General features: G+C 49.2%; 11 protein-coding genes and 2 tRNA genes. 12 read left to right on the plus strand and 1 reads right to left on the minus strand.

Features of this window, described 5'->3' with window-relative positions:
* Nucleotides 1-83 precede the first annotated feature (83 nt).
* The 12 genes from CBP31_RS13950 (at nucleotide 84) to CBP31_RS14005 (ending at nucleotide 14,398) form a co-directional block, all read left to right on the plus strand.
* The gene (locus tag CBP31_RS13950) at nucleotides 84-1,781 is read left to right on the plus strand and encodes an NAD-dependent malic enzyme (protein WP_087038273.1); all 1,698 of its coding nucleotides are present in this window, start codon (nucleotides 84-86) and stop codon (nucleotides 1,779-1,781) included.
* Between the two features lie 333 nt (nucleotides 1,782-2,114).
* Nucleotides 2,115-3,419: a trigger factor gene (tig, locus tag CBP31_RS13955; protein WP_087038274.1), complete on the plus strand. Its 1,305-nt coding sequence runs from the start codon at nucleotides 2,115-2,117 to the stop codon at nucleotides 3,417-3,419.
* Between the two features lie 87 nt (nucleotides 3,420-3,506).
* Nucleotides 3,507-4,130, plus strand: coding sequence for an ATP-dependent Clp endopeptidase proteolytic subunit ClpP (gene clpP, locus CBP31_RS13960; protein WP_087038275.1), 624 nt, complete (start codon nucleotides 3,507-3,509; stop codon nucleotides 4,128-4,130).
* Nucleotides 4,131-4,212: 82 nt separating this feature from the next.
* Nucleotides 4,213-5,496, plus strand: coding sequence for an ATP-dependent protease ATP-binding subunit ClpX (gene clpX / locus CBP31_RS13965; protein ID WP_087038276.1), 1,284 nt, complete (start codon nucleotides 4,213-4,215; stop codon nucleotides 5,494-5,496).
* Nucleotides 5,497-5,753: 257 nt separating this feature from the next.
* Nucleotides 5,754-8,105 carry an endopeptidase La gene (gene lon, locus CBP31_RS13970; RefSeq protein WP_087038277.1) on the plus strand — a complete coding sequence of 784 codons (2,352 nt, stop codon included), beginning with the start codon at nucleotides 5,754-5,756 and terminating at the stop codon, nucleotides 8,103-8,105.
* 271 nt (nucleotides 8,106-8,376) lie between these two features.
* A complete protein-coding gene (gene hupB, locus CBP31_RS13975; protein ID WP_087038794.1) occupies nucleotides 8,377-8,652 on the plus strand; it encodes a nucleoid-associated protein HU-beta in 276 nt (91 codons plus the stop codon).
* Between the two features lie 114 nt (nucleotides 8,653-8,766).
* Nucleotides 8,767-10,665 (plus strand): SurA N-terminal domain-containing protein, encoded by a 1,899-nt coding sequence (locus CBP31_RS13980; protein ID WP_087038278.1) that lies wholly within the window; start codon nucleotides 8,767-8,769, stop codon nucleotides 10,663-10,665.
* 224 nt (nucleotides 10,666-10,889) lie between these two features.
* Entirely contained in the window at nucleotides 10,890-11,531 is a 642-nt protein-coding gene (uvrY, locus tag CBP31_RS13985; RefSeq protein ID WP_087038279.1) for a UvrY/SirA/GacA family response regulator transcription factor, read from the plus strand.
* Between the two features lie 6 nt (nucleotides 11,532-11,537).
* Nucleotides 11,538-13,367 carry an excinuclease ABC subunit UvrC gene (uvrC, locus tag CBP31_RS13990; RefSeq protein WP_087038280.1) on the plus strand — a complete coding sequence of 610 codons (1,830 nt, stop codon included), beginning with the start codon at nucleotides 11,538-11,540 and terminating at the stop codon, nucleotides 13,365-13,367.
* Nucleotides 13,368-13,414: 47 nt separating this feature from the next.
* Nucleotides 13,415-13,963, plus strand: a complete 549-nt coding sequence (gene pgsA, locus CBP31_RS13995; protein WP_087038281.1) for a CDP-diacylglycerol--glycerol-3-phosphate 3-phosphatidyltransferase — start codon at nucleotides 13,415-13,417, stop codon at nucleotides 13,961-13,963.
* 255 nt (nucleotides 13,964-14,218) lie between these two features.
* Nucleotides 14,219-14,292 (plus strand) — tRNA-Cys (locus CBP31_RS14000).
* 19 nt (nucleotides 14,293-14,311) lie between these two features.
* Nucleotides 14,312-14,398, plus strand: a tRNA-Leu gene (locus CBP31_RS14005).
* Nucleotides 14,399-15,268: 870 nt separating this feature from the next.
* Here the strand turns inward: CBP31_RS14005 and CBP31_RS14010 are convergent.
* Nucleotides 15,269-15,940, minus strand: coding sequence for an RES family NAD+ phosphorylase (locus tag CBP31_RS14010; RefSeq protein ID WP_169713001.1), 672 nt, complete (start codon nucleotides 15,938-15,940; stop codon nucleotides 15,269-15,271).
* Nucleotides 15,941-15,973 lie beyond the last annotated feature (33 nt).

Genomic DNA, 15,973 nt, shown 5'->3' on the forward strand with positions numbered 1-15,973 from the left:
TGTGCTTGGCTTATACTGGGTGCGAGCCCCCAATTATTCAAATCATAACTCCCCTGCGGACTATAACTTAAGCGAGATGTCTTATGCCCAAAGAGCATCATGAAAAACGTGCCCTCTATGTACCTTTTGCCGGACCTGCCTTATTAGAAACGCCATTGTTGAACAAAGGTGGTGCTTTTTCTCAGGAAGAGCGCATCGCGTTCAACCTTGATGGTCTGTTGCCGCGTAATATCGAAACCATTGAAGAGCAAGTGGCCCGTGCTTACCAACAGTTCACGGCTTTTCAAAGCGACCTCGATAAGCACATTTATCTGCGCAATATTCAAGACACTAACGAAACCTTATTCTACCGTTTGGTGCGCGAACATATCAGCGTGATGATGCCGACTATTTACACCCCGACCGTGGGTCAGGCTTGTGAAGAGTTCTCTAATATCTATCGTCGTGCTCGCGGTTTATTTATCTCTTATCCTGATCGTGACCGCATCGATGACATTTTACAAAACGCCACTAAGCGTAACGTAAAAGTGATTGTGGTCACCGATGGCGAGCGCATTTTGGGCTTGGGCGACCAAGGCATTGGCGGCATGGGCATTCCGATTGGTAAGTTGTCTTTATACACGGCCTGTGGCGGTATTTCTCCTGCTTACACGCTGCCTGTAGTACTGGATGCCGGTACCAACAACCAACAGCTGCTGAACGACCCTATGTACATGGGCTGGCGCAATCCGCGCGTAACGGGCGAAGAGTACGAAGAATTTGTTGACGCCTTTATTCAGGCAGTGAAGCGTCGCTGGCCTAATGTGTTGTTGCAGTTTGAAGACTTCGCACAGAAAAACGCCATGCCACTGCTTAACCGTTATAAAGATGAGCTGTGCTGCTTTAACGATGATATTCAAGGTACGGCTTCCGTGACCTTGGGCTCACTGATTGCTGCGTGTCTGGCCAGTGGTAGCAAGTTGTCTGAGAAAAAAGTGGCCTTTTTAGGCTCAGGCTCTGCGGGTTGTGGTATTGCCGAGCAAATTGTCGCGCAAATGAAAGCCGAAGGCTTAAGCGATGAAAAAGCGCGCGAGCGCGTGTTCATGGTGGACCGTTTTGGTTTGATCACCGACAACATGCCAAACCTGGTGGACTTTCAGCGTCCATTAGCGCAAACCGTCGCCAGTGTTAGCGACTGGAACACTGCCGGCGATAACATTTCCTTGCTGGAAGTGATGCAAAACGGCAAACCAGACATCTTAATTGGTGTGTCTGGCCAGCCAGGTCTGTTCACCAAAGAAGTGATCCAGACCATGCACAGTCATTGCGAGCGCCCGATTGTATTCCCGTTGTCTAACCCAACGTCTCGCGTAGAAGCGACACCGGAAGACATTATCAACTGGACCGATGGCAAAGCCTTGGTAGCCACCGGTAGCCCGTTTGCGCCTGTGGAATACAAGGGTAAGCTGTTCCAAATCGTGCAGTGCAATAACTCTTACATCTTCCCAGGTATTGGTTTAGGTGTGTTGGCCTGTGGTGCTAAGCGCGTGACGGATGCCATGCTGATGTCTGCCAGCCGTGCCTTGGCTGCCTGTTCACCGATGGCCACCGATCCAGACGGTGCTTTATTGCCGCCACTGGAAGAGATCCAAGACGTGAGCCGTCAAATTGCCAAGGCCGTTGCTAAAACGGCCCAGTTGCAAGGTCAGGCACTACAGGTGTCTGATGCAGCACTGGACGCAGCTATTGAAGCGAACTTCTGGAGCCCAGAATATCGCCAATACCGTCGTGTTTCTTTCTAAGAATACGATGTGGTGTGAGTGATTAACCCAGTAGGGTAAGTCGCAATATAAAGGCATGCTTAGGCATGCCTTTTTAATAACGATTAAAAAATCGCGAATAATGACTTTTTGTGGGGATGAATGCCTTGAAAAGCCACTGTTTGCCCTCATACTACTTAACCTAGCTTAGATACGCTCGACGCTGTCAGTCTGCATCGTTATAATGCCGTGTCTCATTTGCCGTGAAGGTGCCACTTAATAGTCGCGCCCTCATCAAGATTCAAGCAAGCAGCCCAGGCTGTTTTAAATCAATCACATCGCAACCGATGCGCTGTAAAAAATTGAGGTAGAAGAATGCAAGTTTCACTCGAAACGACTCAAGGCCTGGAACGCCGCCTGACCATTACCGTGCCAGCCGACAAAGTAGATGGCGAAGTAAACAGCCGCCTACGTCAATTGGCTAAAACTCGTCGTATTGACGGTTTCCGTCCAGGTAAAGCGCCACTGACTGTGATCCAAAAAATGTTTGGTGCGTCAGTTGAAGCCGATGTAGCCGGCGATTTAATGCAGCGTAACTTTTTTGAAGCCGTGATCAGTGAAAAACTGAACCCAGCGGGCATGCCTACCATGGAGCCTGCGCCAATCAAAACCGGTCAAGACTTTACCTTTACTGCCACCTTCGAAGTGTACCCAGAAGTGGAAGTTAAAGGCTTAGACGCCATCAGCATCGAAAAGCCACAGGCTGAAGTTCAAGATGCAGATCTGGACAAGATGATTCAAACTCTGCAAAAGCAGCACGCTGATTGGGCCGTGGTAGAACGCGCCGCTGCCAATGATGATCGTGTTACCATGAACTTCGTCGGTTCTGTAGACGGTGCTGAGTTTGAAGGTGGTGCCGCTGAAGACTTCGTACTGGTATTGGGCTCTGGCCGCATGATCCCAGGTTTCGAAGAAGGTTTGCTGGGCAAACAAGCCGGTGACGACTTCACCCTAGAAGTGAACTTCCCTGAGGAATACCACGCTGAAAACTTGAAAGGCAAACCGGCTCAATTCGCCGTTGTTGTGACTAAAGTTGAAGCCCAAGAGCTGCCTGAGCTGACTGAAGAATTCGTGAAGCGTTTTGGCATTGCCGACGGTTCACTGGATGGCTTGAAAGCTGAAGTGCGTAAGAACATGGACCGCGAATTGGCCCAAGCACTGAAAGCCTCTGTTAAAGAGCAAGTGATCAACGGCTTGCTGGAGCAAAACCCAGTAGACGTGCCTCAGTCATTGATCGACAATGAAATCGAAACGCTGCGCAAGCAAGCCATGCAGCGCTTTGGTGGTTTGGATCAGAAAAATGCGCCAGAGTTACCTGCAGAATTGTTCCAAGAGCAAGCTGAGCGTCGCGTACGTGTAGGTCTGTTGTTGGGCGAAGTGATCAAGAAGAACGAAATCAAAGCTGACGACGCTAAAGTACAAGAAATCATTGCTGGCATGTCTTCTGCTTACGAAGATCCGTCTGAAGTGATTGCTTATTACAACGAAAACCAAGAAATGTTGGAAAACGTGCGTAACTTAGCCATTGAAGATCAAGCCATCGAGCTGGTATTAAGCCAAGCTAAAGTGTCTGACAAGCAAGTAAGCTTTGACGAACTGATGAATAAGCAAGGCGCTTAAGAACTATTGACTTAGGCGTTAAACTCTTGCGTATAATGGCCCTAGTGTAAGTGCACTTGGGCCATTTTGTTTTAGGGACAATATCTTATGTCAAATATCCATGATCCGATGATGAGCCACCCGATGGCGGCGCTGATCCCCATGGTAGTTGAGCAAACTGCCAAAGGTGAGCGTTCTTACGATATCTATTCTCGCTTATTAAAAGAGCGCGTTATTTTTCTGACCGGCCCAGTAGAAGATCACATGGCCAACTTGATCTGTGCCCAGCTGCTGTTTTTGGAATCAGAGAATCCAGAAAAAGATATTCATTTGTATATCAACTCACCGGGCGGCTCTGTGACTGCAGGCATGTCGATCTACGACACCATGCAGTTTGTGAAGCCCAATGTGAGCACGCTGTGCATGGGCCAAGCGGCGTCCATGGGGGCGTTTTTGTTAGCCGGCGGTGAGAAAGGTAAGCGCTTTACCTTGCCCAATAGTCGGGTGATGATCCATCAGCCGTTGGGTGGCTTTCAGGGCCAAGCGTCGGATATTCAAATTCACGCTAAAGAAATTCTCTATATTAAAGAGAAGCTCAACCGCCTGCTGGCCGAACATACGGGCCAAGACTTGTCGGTTATTGAACGCGATACCGACCGCGATAACTTTATGTCTGCGCAAACAGCTAAAGAATATGGCTTGGTCGATGAAGTACTGTTTAAGCGCGATTAAGCAAAGCGGGGAGGGGTGCTGTACACTTTGTTAACAGAGTGAGTGTGCACTCCTCAGCTTGTACGCAAAACGAGGTGACTGAATGACTGAAAAACGCAAGGGCGAAGGGGACGGCGGCAAACTGCTGTATTGTTCTTTTTGTGGAAAAAGCCAACACGAAGTACGCAAACTCATAGCCGGCCCTTCCGTCTACATTTGTGACGAATGTGTCGAGCTCTGCGAAGACATCATTCAGGAAGAGATCAAAGACATATCGCCCAAACAAGAAGGTGATGCGCTGCCGACGCCGCACGAAATTCGCGCTAATTTAGATGACTATGTAATTGGTCAAGATCACGCGAAAAAAGTGCTAGCTGTGGCCGTGTATAACCACTACAAGCGATTGCGTAATGCGGGCGTGACCGATGGCGTAGAGTTGGGTAAGTCCAATATCTTGCTGATCGGCCCCACGGGTTGCGGTAAAACCTTGCTGGCCGAGACTTTGGCTCGCTTATTGGATGTGCCTTTTACCATGGCCGATGCCACCACCTTGACCGAAGCCGGTTATGTGGGGGAGGACGTTGAAAACATCATCCAAAAGCTGCTGCAAAAATGCGACTACGATGTAGAAAAAGCCCAGCGCGGCATCGTCTATATCGATGAGATTGATAAAATTTCTCGTAAGTCCGATAACCCCTCTATTACTCGTGATGTGTCGGGTGAAGGGGTGCAGCAAGCGTTATTGAAGCTGATTGAAGGCACCATTGCCTCTGTGCCGCCCCAGGGCGGACGCAAGCACCCACAGCAAGAGTTTTTGCAGGTTGATACCTCAAAAATCCTGTTTATCTGTGGTGGCGCTTTTGCCGGTCTTGATAAAGTGATTGAGCAACGCCTAGACAAAGGCACCGGTATTGGTTTTGGCGCACAAGTGAAGAGCAAAAATAATAACTCCTCACTGAGCCAAACCTTTACTGAAGTTGAGCCGGAAGATTTAGTTAAATACGGTTTGATTCCTGAGTTTATCGGTCGTTTGCCGGTGGTGGCGACGCTGACAGAGCTAGATGAAGCGGCACTGGTACAGATTTTATCTGAGCCTAAAAACGCCCTGACCAAGCAATACAGCGCGTTGTTTGCCCTTGAAGACGTAGAATTGGAGTTTCGTGAAGACGCCTTACGTGCCATCGCCCACAAGGCCATGGAACGCAAGACAGGCGCACGAGGCTTACGCTCTATCGTAGAAGCGGTATTACTCGATACTATGTACGACTTGCCTGCACAAAGTGATGTGGCCAAGGTAGTGATCGATGAAACCGTGATCAAGGGTGAGTCGGCACCATTGCTGATTTATCAAAAAGGCGAAACCCAAGCCGCAGCGGGCGACAAATAAGCACGCTGTTTAATCAGTAATAGAACGCGGTTTAGGCCGCGTTTTTGTGTTAATTACGGCTGTTGACTAAGGGCTTAGCAGAAAATGATGAATATCAAAACGGTGATTTAATCATCAACCGCGTCATTTTCGAGCGGTTTAAAGGGGCTTTATGCCCCTTTTTCCGTTTTTGGCTATTCAATGATTGAATCTTCTGATCTTGCCCCCATATACTGCCTCAAGCGCCTATTACATTGCATTCAAGCTGAGAGGACACTATGACCCTAGAGCGTTGTGAACGCATCGACACCCCCGTTTTGCCTCTCCGTGACGTGGTGGTATACCCACATATGGTGATCCCACTGTTTGTGGGCCGGGAAAAATCCATTCGTTGCTTAGAAGCGGCGATGGAACAAGATAAAAAAGTATTGCTCATCGCCCAGAAAGAAGCGGCGACTGACGACCCCAAAGCCGACGAGCTGTATGACGTGGGCACAGTGGCCAATATACTGCAATTGCTAAAGCTGCCTGACGGCACCGTAAAGGTGTTGGTGGAAGGTGGCCAGCGCGCGCGTTTAGAAAACTTACGCGAAGTGGATGGCTTTTATGTAGCCGAAGCGCAGTATTTAGAAACGGCCCCCTTGGCCGAGCGTGAGCAAGAAGTGTTAGTACGCTCCGCCATTACCCAGTTTGAAAATTACATCAAGCTCAATAAAAAGATCCCACCTGAGGTATTAACCTCGCTGTCTGCCATCGAGGACGCCGCACGTTTGGCCGACACCATGGCCGCGCACATGCCGCTTAAACTTGAAGATAAGCAAAAAGTGCTGGAAATGGCAGAAGTAGGTGAGCGTCTTGAATATCTGATGGCCATGATGGAATCAGAAATGGACGTGCTGCAGGTTGAGCGTCGTATTCGTGCCCGCGTGAAAAAGCAGATGGAAAAAAGTCAGCGCGAGTACTACCTCAATGAGCAGATGAAGGCGATTCAAAAAGAATTGGGCGAGATGGACGATGTGCCCGACGAATTTGAAGCGCTGCTGCAAAAGATTGAAGATGCGGGCATGAGTGAAGAAGCCCGCACTAAAACCGATGCCGAGTTTGCCAAGCTGAAGATGATGTCACCCATGTCTGCAGAAGCGACCGTGGTGCGCAGCTATATCGACTGGATGGTGGCCGTGCCTTGGAAGAAAAAATCCAAGGTGAAAAAAGACTTAGCCAAAGCCGAAGAAATGCTTGATGCAGACCACTATGGCCTAGAGAAGGTCAAAGAGCGCATTATTGAGTATCTGGCCGTGCAAAGCCGCACCGCTAAGCTCAAAGGGCCGATTCTGTGCTTAGTGGGGCCACCGGGCGTGGGTAAAACCTCACTGGGTCAGTCCATTGCCAAAGCCACGGGTCGCAAGTATGTGCGCATGGCCTTGGGCGGCGTGCGTGACGAAGCAGAAATTCGCGGTCACCGTCGTACCTATATTGGTTCTTTGCCGGGCAAGCTTATTCAAAAGATGGCTAAAGTGGGCGTACGTAACCCATTGTTCTTGCTCGATGAAATCGACAAGATGGCCTCAGATATGCGTGGCGATCCGGCTTCCGCCTTATTAGAAGTGCTGGATCCTGAGCAAAACAACAGCTTTAACGATCACTACTTAGAAGTGGACTACGACTTATCTGATGTGATGTTCGTCGCTACCTCTAACTCCATGAATATCCCAGGCCCGCTTTTGGACCGTATGGAAGTGATCCGTTTGTCCGGTTATACGGAAGACGAAAAGCTCAATATCGCCAAAAATCACCTATTGGAAAAACAAATCGAGCGTAACGGTTTGAAAAAAGGTGAGATTACGATTGAAGATTCGGCAATCGTGGGCATTATTCGCTACTACACCCGTGAAGCGGGCGTGCGTAGCTTGGAGCGTGAAATTTCTAAGCTGTGCCGTAAAGCCGTGAAAGAAATTATGCTCGATAAAGCCATCAAGCATGTGCAGATCAATCAGGAAAACTTAAAAAATTACCTGGGCGTGCAGCGCTTTGATTACGGCAAAGCCGAAGATCATAACCAAATCGGTCAAGTGACTGGTTTGGCATGGACCGAAGTGGGCGGCGAGTTGCTGACCATCGAAGTGGCCAACGTGCCGGGTAAAGGCAAGCTGGCCTATACCGGTTCATTGGGCGACGTGATGAAAGAGTCGGTACAAGCCGCCATGACGGTGGTGCGCTCACGCGCAGATAAATGGCGTATTAATAGCGACTTCCATGAAAAACGTGATATTCATGTACACGTACCCGAAGGTGCCACGCCTAAAGATGGCCCCAGTGCCGGTGCCGCCATGTGCACGGCTTTGGTGTCGAGCTTAACGGGTAACCCAGTACGCGCCGATGTCGCCATGACAGGTGAAATCACCTTGCGCGGTGAAGTCTTGCCTATCGGCGGCTTAAAAGAGAAGCTGTTAGCCGCGCGCCGTGGTGGCATCAAGATGGTATTGATCCCCAAAGAAAACGAGCGTGACTTGGAAGATATTCCAGAGAACGTGAAGCAAGATTTGGATATCCGTCCGGTGCGCTGGATTGAAGAAGTACTAGAATTGGCCCTTGAACAGCCACCAGAAGGCTTTTCAGTGGCGTCTGCGTAAGGTTTTTCGCGTTAATGGAGGGTTTCTGACTTGTCAGCAGCCCTAACACGCAGTAGCCTTGGAACACTTTATTTAGCTGGCGCTGTGAATGGATGACATGGTGTCGATAATAGAGAGTGCCAGTGAGTAGGCAGTCGCGAAGCTTGAGCGATGTCATCCGTTGCACAAGAACTGTCTTACAAGAACTGTCTTACAATAACCAACTCACACTAACAATGTTAATGTTACGCTTGCCATCAACCGCAATGCATAAATAACAAGGGGAATGACCGTGAATAAATCTCAACTGATCGATAAGATTGCCGAAGGCGCTGATATCACTAAAGCTGCGGCTGGCCGTGCTTTGGATGCATTTGTTGAATCCATTACTGAAACCCTCAAAGAAGGCGACACCGTCTCTTTAGTGGGCTTTGGTACTTTCTCTGTGCGCGAGCGCGCAGCACGTACTGGTCGTAACCCACAAACCGGTGCAGCTATCGAGATTGCGGCCGCTAAAACCCCTGGTTTTAAAGCCGGTAAAACATTGAAAGACGCCGTTAATAACTAAGACTGCGTAAAGGTAAGACTTAGCATCAGCTAAGCCATGACGAGAAGGCGCATCACACGGTGCGCTTTTTTTTCGATTATAGAGAACCCCCTCTAGTGGGAGTAACAACCGATTATGTTTTTCGACAAACTCAGAGCGGGCGCTCAAGGCACCGTCTCCAAAGTCATATTAGTGCTGATTATTCTATCTTTTGCCTTGGCCGGTGTGGGCAGTTATGTCACTCAGCCCAAGGAAGAAGTGGCCGCCGTGGTCAATGGCGATGATATCAGTGCGCAAACGCTAGAAAATGCCTATCGTAACGAACGCGCTCGCCTAGAAAACCAGTTAGGCCCACAGTTCAGTGAGCTGTTATCTGATCCGCTATATGTGGAACAAGTGCGCCGCTCGGTATTAGAGCAGCTGGTTGAACAGCGCTTGATTGACCAAAAAGTGGCGGAGCTGGGTATTTATGCCAGTGACAAGCAAGTGCGTGATGCTATTCGTGCCTTGCCTGAATTTCAAACAGACGGCCAGTTTAGCAATGAGCGTTATCAGTTGTTGTTATCTCGCAGTGGCATCAGTGCCGATCAATTGCGCGATAACATTCGCCAAGACTTAAGCCGTCAGCTGTTATTAAACGCCTTAGTGGATTCAAGCTTTGCCCTAGAAGCAGAAGCGGGCTTGTTAGATAAACTGAGCCGCCAGCAGCGTGATGCAGAATTGGTAAGCATTCCGTTAACTGATTTTGCCGAGCAGGTAAATTTAAGCGACGAGCAAGTGCAAGCTTACTACGATGCTAATTTGGCGAAATTCCAACGCCCCGAGCAAGTGAAAATTAATTACTTGTTACTCGATACCCACAGCGAGGCGGCAGCGCAAATCGACGAGAAAGCGATTGCCGATGAGTACCAGGCCAACATCAGCGCTTATCGCCAACCTGCTGAGCGCAAGCTGGCTCATATTATGCTGCTTAAGGCTGATGGTGCCCAAGAGAAGTTAACGGCCATTGCCGAGCGCATCGCAGCCGGTGAATCTTTTGCTGAGTTAGCCAAGACCGAGTCTGAAGATGCCTTTTCTGGCGAGCAGGGCGGCGACTTAGGCTGGGTAGAAGAAGAGACTCTAGATGCCAGCTTTGATCAGGCAGCCTTTGCCTTAGCCGAAGTGGGTGATGTTTCTGGCGTGGTAGAAAGCGCTGATGGTTTTCATCTGATTACCTTGCTAGATAAAAAAGACGTACAGACTAAACCTTTGTCTGAAGTACGTGAGGCAATTGCCGCACGTTTGGCCAAAGAACAAGCGGCCAGCAATTTTTATGAGCAAGAGCAGCGCTTAGCGGATTTAACCTTTGAATTCCCTGACTCCTTAGACATGGCGGCACAAGAACTCGGCTTAAAAGTAATTTCTACAGACTTCTTTTCTGCGGAAGAAGCGCCTGCCATACTCAAAAACCAACGAGTCATCGCCCAAGCTTTCTCAGCTGAGCTGCGTGAGCAAGGCATGAACTCAGAAGTTATTGAGCTAGGTGATAATAAAGCGCTAGTGTTGCGTGTGGTTGAACAGCGCCCAGCTGCACCGCGTGAGTTTGTTGAAGTACAAACTCAAGCCCGTGAGCAAGCGACCCAAGTAAAAACCACCGAGCTAGCTGAACAGGCAGCAACTGAGTTGCAGCAAGCTTGGTCTAAAGGCGAGCAAGCTGCGTGGTTAGCCAAACATGAGCTGAGCGTAACTGAATTGAACGCTATTACTCGCGAAAGCGAGCAAGACGCGGCCTTGATCAGCGCCTTGTTTGCCATGCCTGCGCCTGTTAAAGATGCGGCCAGCGTGCAGCAACTGACGCTTACCGACGGCCGCTTGGCGGTTGTGAAGCTTAACCAAGTGACCACGCCCACCGACAGCACTGAGTTAAAGACACAAATCCAAGAAGGGCAAAACGCCATTCAAGGACAAAGAGAATATGAAAGTTTGATCTTGGCACTTAAAGCCTCAGCCAAGATAAAGTATCGTGAGTTAACTGCGCCGGAAGACGATTTTTAATCGTTGTGGTTAATCTTAGATAACTCAAAACTTTTCAATAACATAAGGCGCTACGGCGCCTTTTTCTATTATAAATTATTGCGATATCAGTCGTCATATCACCATTGTTAATAAACAATGGTCGCGAGTCGTCAGCAGCGTTTTCTTTTCCGAGGTAACTTCGATATGATGCAGGTATAAGTATGTCTTATATATAAACCAGTCACGCAGTCGGAGAGCATCTTTTGATTAACGTATTCTTGGTTGATGACCATGAGTTAGTGCGTACAGGGATCCGACGCATACTAGAAGACGTCAAAGGAATGAAAGTGCTGGGCGAGGCTAAAAGCGGCGAAGATGCCGTGCTTTGGTGTCGTGAGCAGCAGCCAGACGTGGTGTTGATGGACATGAATATGCCGGGCATTGGCGGTTTAGAAGCCACGCGCAAAATTCTGCGTGCCAGCCCAGAAATTAAAATTATAGTGTTGACCATCAATACTGAAAACCCATTTCCCACCAAAGTAATGCAGGCCGGTGCCAGCGGCTATCTGACCAAGGGTGCGGCACCCGATGAAATGATCAACGCCATTCGTTTGGTGCAGAGCGGCCAGCGCTATATTTCGCCAGAAATTGCTCAGCGCATGGCATTGAGTCAGTTTTCTAATGAAGAAAACCCGTTTAAACAGTTATCGGAACGTGAATTACAAATCATGTTGATGATCACTAAAGGTCAAAGAGTCACGGATATCTCAGAGCAGTTAAATTTAAGCCCTAAAACCGTGAACAGCTATCGCTATCGTTTGTTCAGTAAACTGGATATCAATGGCGATGTGGAGTTGACCCATTTGGCTATTCGCTATGGCATGTTAGATTCGGAAAAAATTTAATCCGTAATGAGTGCCCCCTTTGATGCTAAAGATTTTCTTGCCGTCGTAACCGACCAACCCGGTGTGTATCTGATGTTTGATGATGCCGGGGTGATTATTTATGTGGGTAAGGCTAAAAATCTAAAAAAGCGGCTGTCTTCTTATTTCCGTACTCAGGTTAGCGGCGAAAAAACCCGTGCCTTGGTGCGCAATATTCGTGATGTGCAGGTCACGGTCACGCACACCGAAACCGAAGCCTTGATCCTTGAGCACAATCTCATCAAGCAACATCTGCCGCGCTACAATGTATTGCTGCGCGACGACAAGTCTTACCCCTTTATCTTGATCAGCGATCATCGCCATCCCCGCATTGGGCTGCATCGCGGTGCGCGTAAGAAAAAGGGCGAGTACTTTGGTCCTTATCCTAATGGGGCTGCGGTACGTGAAAGCCTGCATCTGATGCAAAAGCTGTTTCCGGTGCGCCAATGCGAAGACAGCGTGTATGCCAATCGTTCTCGCCCTTGTTTGTTATATCAACTGAAACGCTGCTCGGGCCCCTGTGTAAAAGGGCTAGTGAGTGATGAAGAATATGCCCATCAACTGCAATTGGCCCGTTTGTTCTTGCAAGGTAAAAATCAGCAAGTGCTACAAGATTTAGCTAATAGTATGGAGTCGGCCAGCACCGATCTGCGTTTTGAAGATGCGGCCAAGTATCGAGATCAGCTACAGGGGCTGCGTAGGGTTCAAGAGCAGCAATCGGTGAGTGGTAATGTACAGGACGACTTAGACGTGATTGGCTTGGCGGTGTCCCCCAGCCAAGCTTGCGTGCAGGTATTGTTTATTCGCCAAGGTAAGATACTGGGCAGTCGCAGTTATTTCCCTAAAATGCCCGCCGATACCGACGCCGAAGAAATTCTGCAAAGCTTTGTGCTGCAGTTTTATTTAGCCGGCATTGGTGGGCGCGAAGCGCCGGCGGAGATCTTGCTCGACCAAACGCTAGCGGACGAAGAAGTGCTCAGTGATACGCTCAGTCAGCATTATGGTCGACGCATTAAACTGCGCAGCCGTACCCGCACGGAGCGGGCGCGCTTTATTAAACTGGCCACCACCAATGCACAAACGGCGTTGGCCAGCAGATTGGCGCACCGCAGCACCCAGCGCCAACGCTTGTTACAACTAGAAGAAGTACTGGCTTGCCCGCCGATTACGCGCATGGAGTGCTTTGATATCTCGCATACCATGGGTGAAAAAACCGTGGCCTCGTGTGTGGTGTTTAATCACGAAGGTCCACAAAAGAGTGAGTATCGGCGTTTTAATATCACCGGTATTACTCCCGGCGACGATTATGCGGCCATGGAGCAAGCGTTAAGCCGGCGCTTTCATCAAGCGGACATCGATAAACTACCGGATATCTTATTTATTGATGGTGGTTTAGGGCAGCTAGCCCGCGCCGAAGAGGTGATCGCCCGTGAGCTGGCCGACAGCCCACGTCAGCCATTATTAATTGGCGTGGCTAAAGGCGTGACGCGCAAGGCTGGGTTAGAAACCTTAGTGATGGGCGGCAGTCATGAAGAGCGGCATTTACCCGCCGACTTGCCAGCACTGCACCTTATTCAGCATATTCGTGATGAATCACACCGTTTTGCCATTACCGGCCACCGCGCCCAACGTGGCAAGGCGAGAACCACCAGTACCTTAGAAACTATCCCCGGTGTGGGCGCCAAGCGCCGCCAGGCTTTGCTAAAGTACTTAGGTGGGATACAAGAAGTAAAGCGCGCCAGTATTGACGAGCTGGCCAAGGTACCGGGCATTAGCCAAGCCTTGGCAGAAAAAATCCACGATGCATTGCATCACTAAACCGCATCATGCACCATGGACGGGTATGATCTTATGGCGTTAAAACAATGATAAATATACCTAATTCTGTGACTTTTTTTCGATTACTGCTGATCCCTGTATTCATCATTCTGTTCTATATACAGATGGAGAACGCAAATATGTGGGCGGCGGGTGTGTTTGCACTGGCGGCAGCCACCGACTGGTTGGATGGCTTTTTAGCGCGCACGCTAAAACAAAGCACACCGTTTGGGGCATTTCTCGATCCGGTGGCCGACAAAGTGATGGTGGCCGCGGCGCTGATTATCATAGTCGAAGACTTTAGCTCTGCGCTGATCACCATACCGGCGTTGATCATGATAGGGCGAGAAATCATCATCTCGGCGCTGCGCGAATGGATGGCGGAGATTGGCCAGCGTTCACAAGTGGCGGTGAGTTGGATTGGTAAGTGGAAAACCACCATTCAGATGGTGGCGCTCACCGGTCTAATTTGGCAGCGCGACATCTACATGATTTGGGCCAGTTACGTACTTTTGTACGTGGCCACCGGCTTAACTTTGTATTCTGCGTACGATTATTTAAAAGCCGCCTGGGGCGATTTGACTCGACCCGCTTAAATATTCAGCAGTCAGTAATAAAGAGGGCGGGGTGCACGGGATAAAAGCTAATCTACAGTGAAGTTTCTATCCCTTTCGCCTGACATTAAACAGCTTATATTTGATGTTTAATGCTTGAAAAGATTAATAAATATACTAAAAAAGCCATTAGCGTTTAAAAAATGTGCGAACGAACTTTTAAGTATAGATTAGTGTTGCATTAGGCGCAGGAATCATTAAAATGCCTAGCAAGTGAGTGAGGCAAGCAGCTCAAACGGCGCGTTAGCAAAGCGGTTATGCAGCGGATTGCAAATCCGCGTAGTCCGGTTCGACTCCGGAACGCGCCTCCAGCCTCACTAAGCTTAGTCTGCCCGGATGGTGAAATCGGTAGACACAAGGGATTTAAAATCCCTCGCTCGCAAGGGCGTGCCGGTTCAATTCCGGCTCCGGGCACCAAAAGTAAAACAAAAAAGCCACTCGCAAGAGTGGCTTTTTTGTGTCTGGAATTTGATGAAATTAAGCACCAAGCACCAAGCACCAAGCACCAAGCACCAAGCACCAAGCACCAAGCACCAAGCACCAAGCACCAAGCCCAACAAAATGCGGTGTTTATCTTTATGCCGTCTTCCTGGCGAAAGTCAGGATCTCGCTTTAGATCTTAGTGACTAACCCCATCTGCCACGGAACCCACGGAAGAACACGGAACAATAGTGATCAGATCTGAAAAGGACTTTTATTGGTAAGGGCTGATACTCGACATCTACACCGACACCTATCAGATGCGGGTTTTGTAGCTGCCAATTTATTCGGCAGTCTTCGCCAAAGATACAGGCTATGTAGCCTGCCGCTTTAGCTGGCAGTCCTGCGCAGCAAGATAGTGTTAAACCGCTCCAAGAGGCCGCAGGCTTGCCTCCGCCAACGCGCTAGAGGTTTTGCCACTCATCTTTTTAGCCTACTGCGAACATTCACTGGGTGTTCGGTTAGGCTAAAAAATTCGTCACGGCGAGACAAGCTCGCCCCATGCGCGCTCGGTAAATGCCATCGACCGCCAAGGATGGCGGAAATGCTGAAATGGCAGGAGTATTTTTCGGCGCTGGCATTCGACGGTTGGCTACGGCAATGCCTCGTCATCTCTCTGTAATCAGGAGTTCTCTGCTGCTAATACACAGATAGCTCCAGTCGTTGCTCATTCCACCTAGATTTACCCTCTGTCTTGTTCGTACTTGTTACACGGTATCTTGTAATAGGCGTTTCTTTGCGCATCCGCAAACCGAATCAGAATGTTCCGGATCAGTGGCGGATAACCTAAACCGTTTAACTCGGCGATCAGCTATAAATCCGCATTTCTAGCACGTTGGTGATGGCACTGCCGTTCCAACAGTATTCGAAATGTTTAGCTTGGCAGATGTCGGTGAACAGTTTGGGTTTGTAAAGTACGAAGCAGTTATGTGCGGTATGTCTGACTGAGCGATATAGCAAACCATCGGCGCCTTGGGTTCTTTGTGTATTGGCGAATGCCTGACTGTGGCTGTAATCGGTCGAATGGTAGAGGTTTGATGATAAATGCGCGGGCCCAGTAAGATCGATGAGGTTGGCATCGAAATGCGCAAATAACGAGCGCATTTGAATACGTTGCGCAGGCTCATTGGTGTAACCATAAAGCCGCTCTTGATGATAAATGGTTTCTTTGATGGCGGTATCAAGAGTGGGGGCGCAGTAGTAGCCACCAAAGTCGCCGGTGGTAAACCGTGCGCCTTCCGGATTGATATGGGTGAATGCAGCCATGACATAGCTGGCATGAGCAACGCCAACTAACCAATCGATTTTGGGTATTAAACTAAGATCGCCTGCTTCTTCAAGTAAACGAGGATTAGTCATGGCTTCTACTGCATATACGGCTTCCAGCTCGTCGGCATTAGCAACGTCTTCATAGAGGTCTATCGGCGGATATTTACTGGGGATCAGCCGATAACACTCTTGGCCTTTTAGTTGCTGCATTGGATGCTCAATTGGCTGGTCAGTCTTTAGTTC

It is taken from the genome of Oceanisphaera profunda, assembly GCF_002157895.1.
GTDB lineage: Bacteria > Pseudomonadota > Gammaproteobacteria > Enterobacterales > Aeromonadaceae > Oceanimonas > Oceanimonas profunda.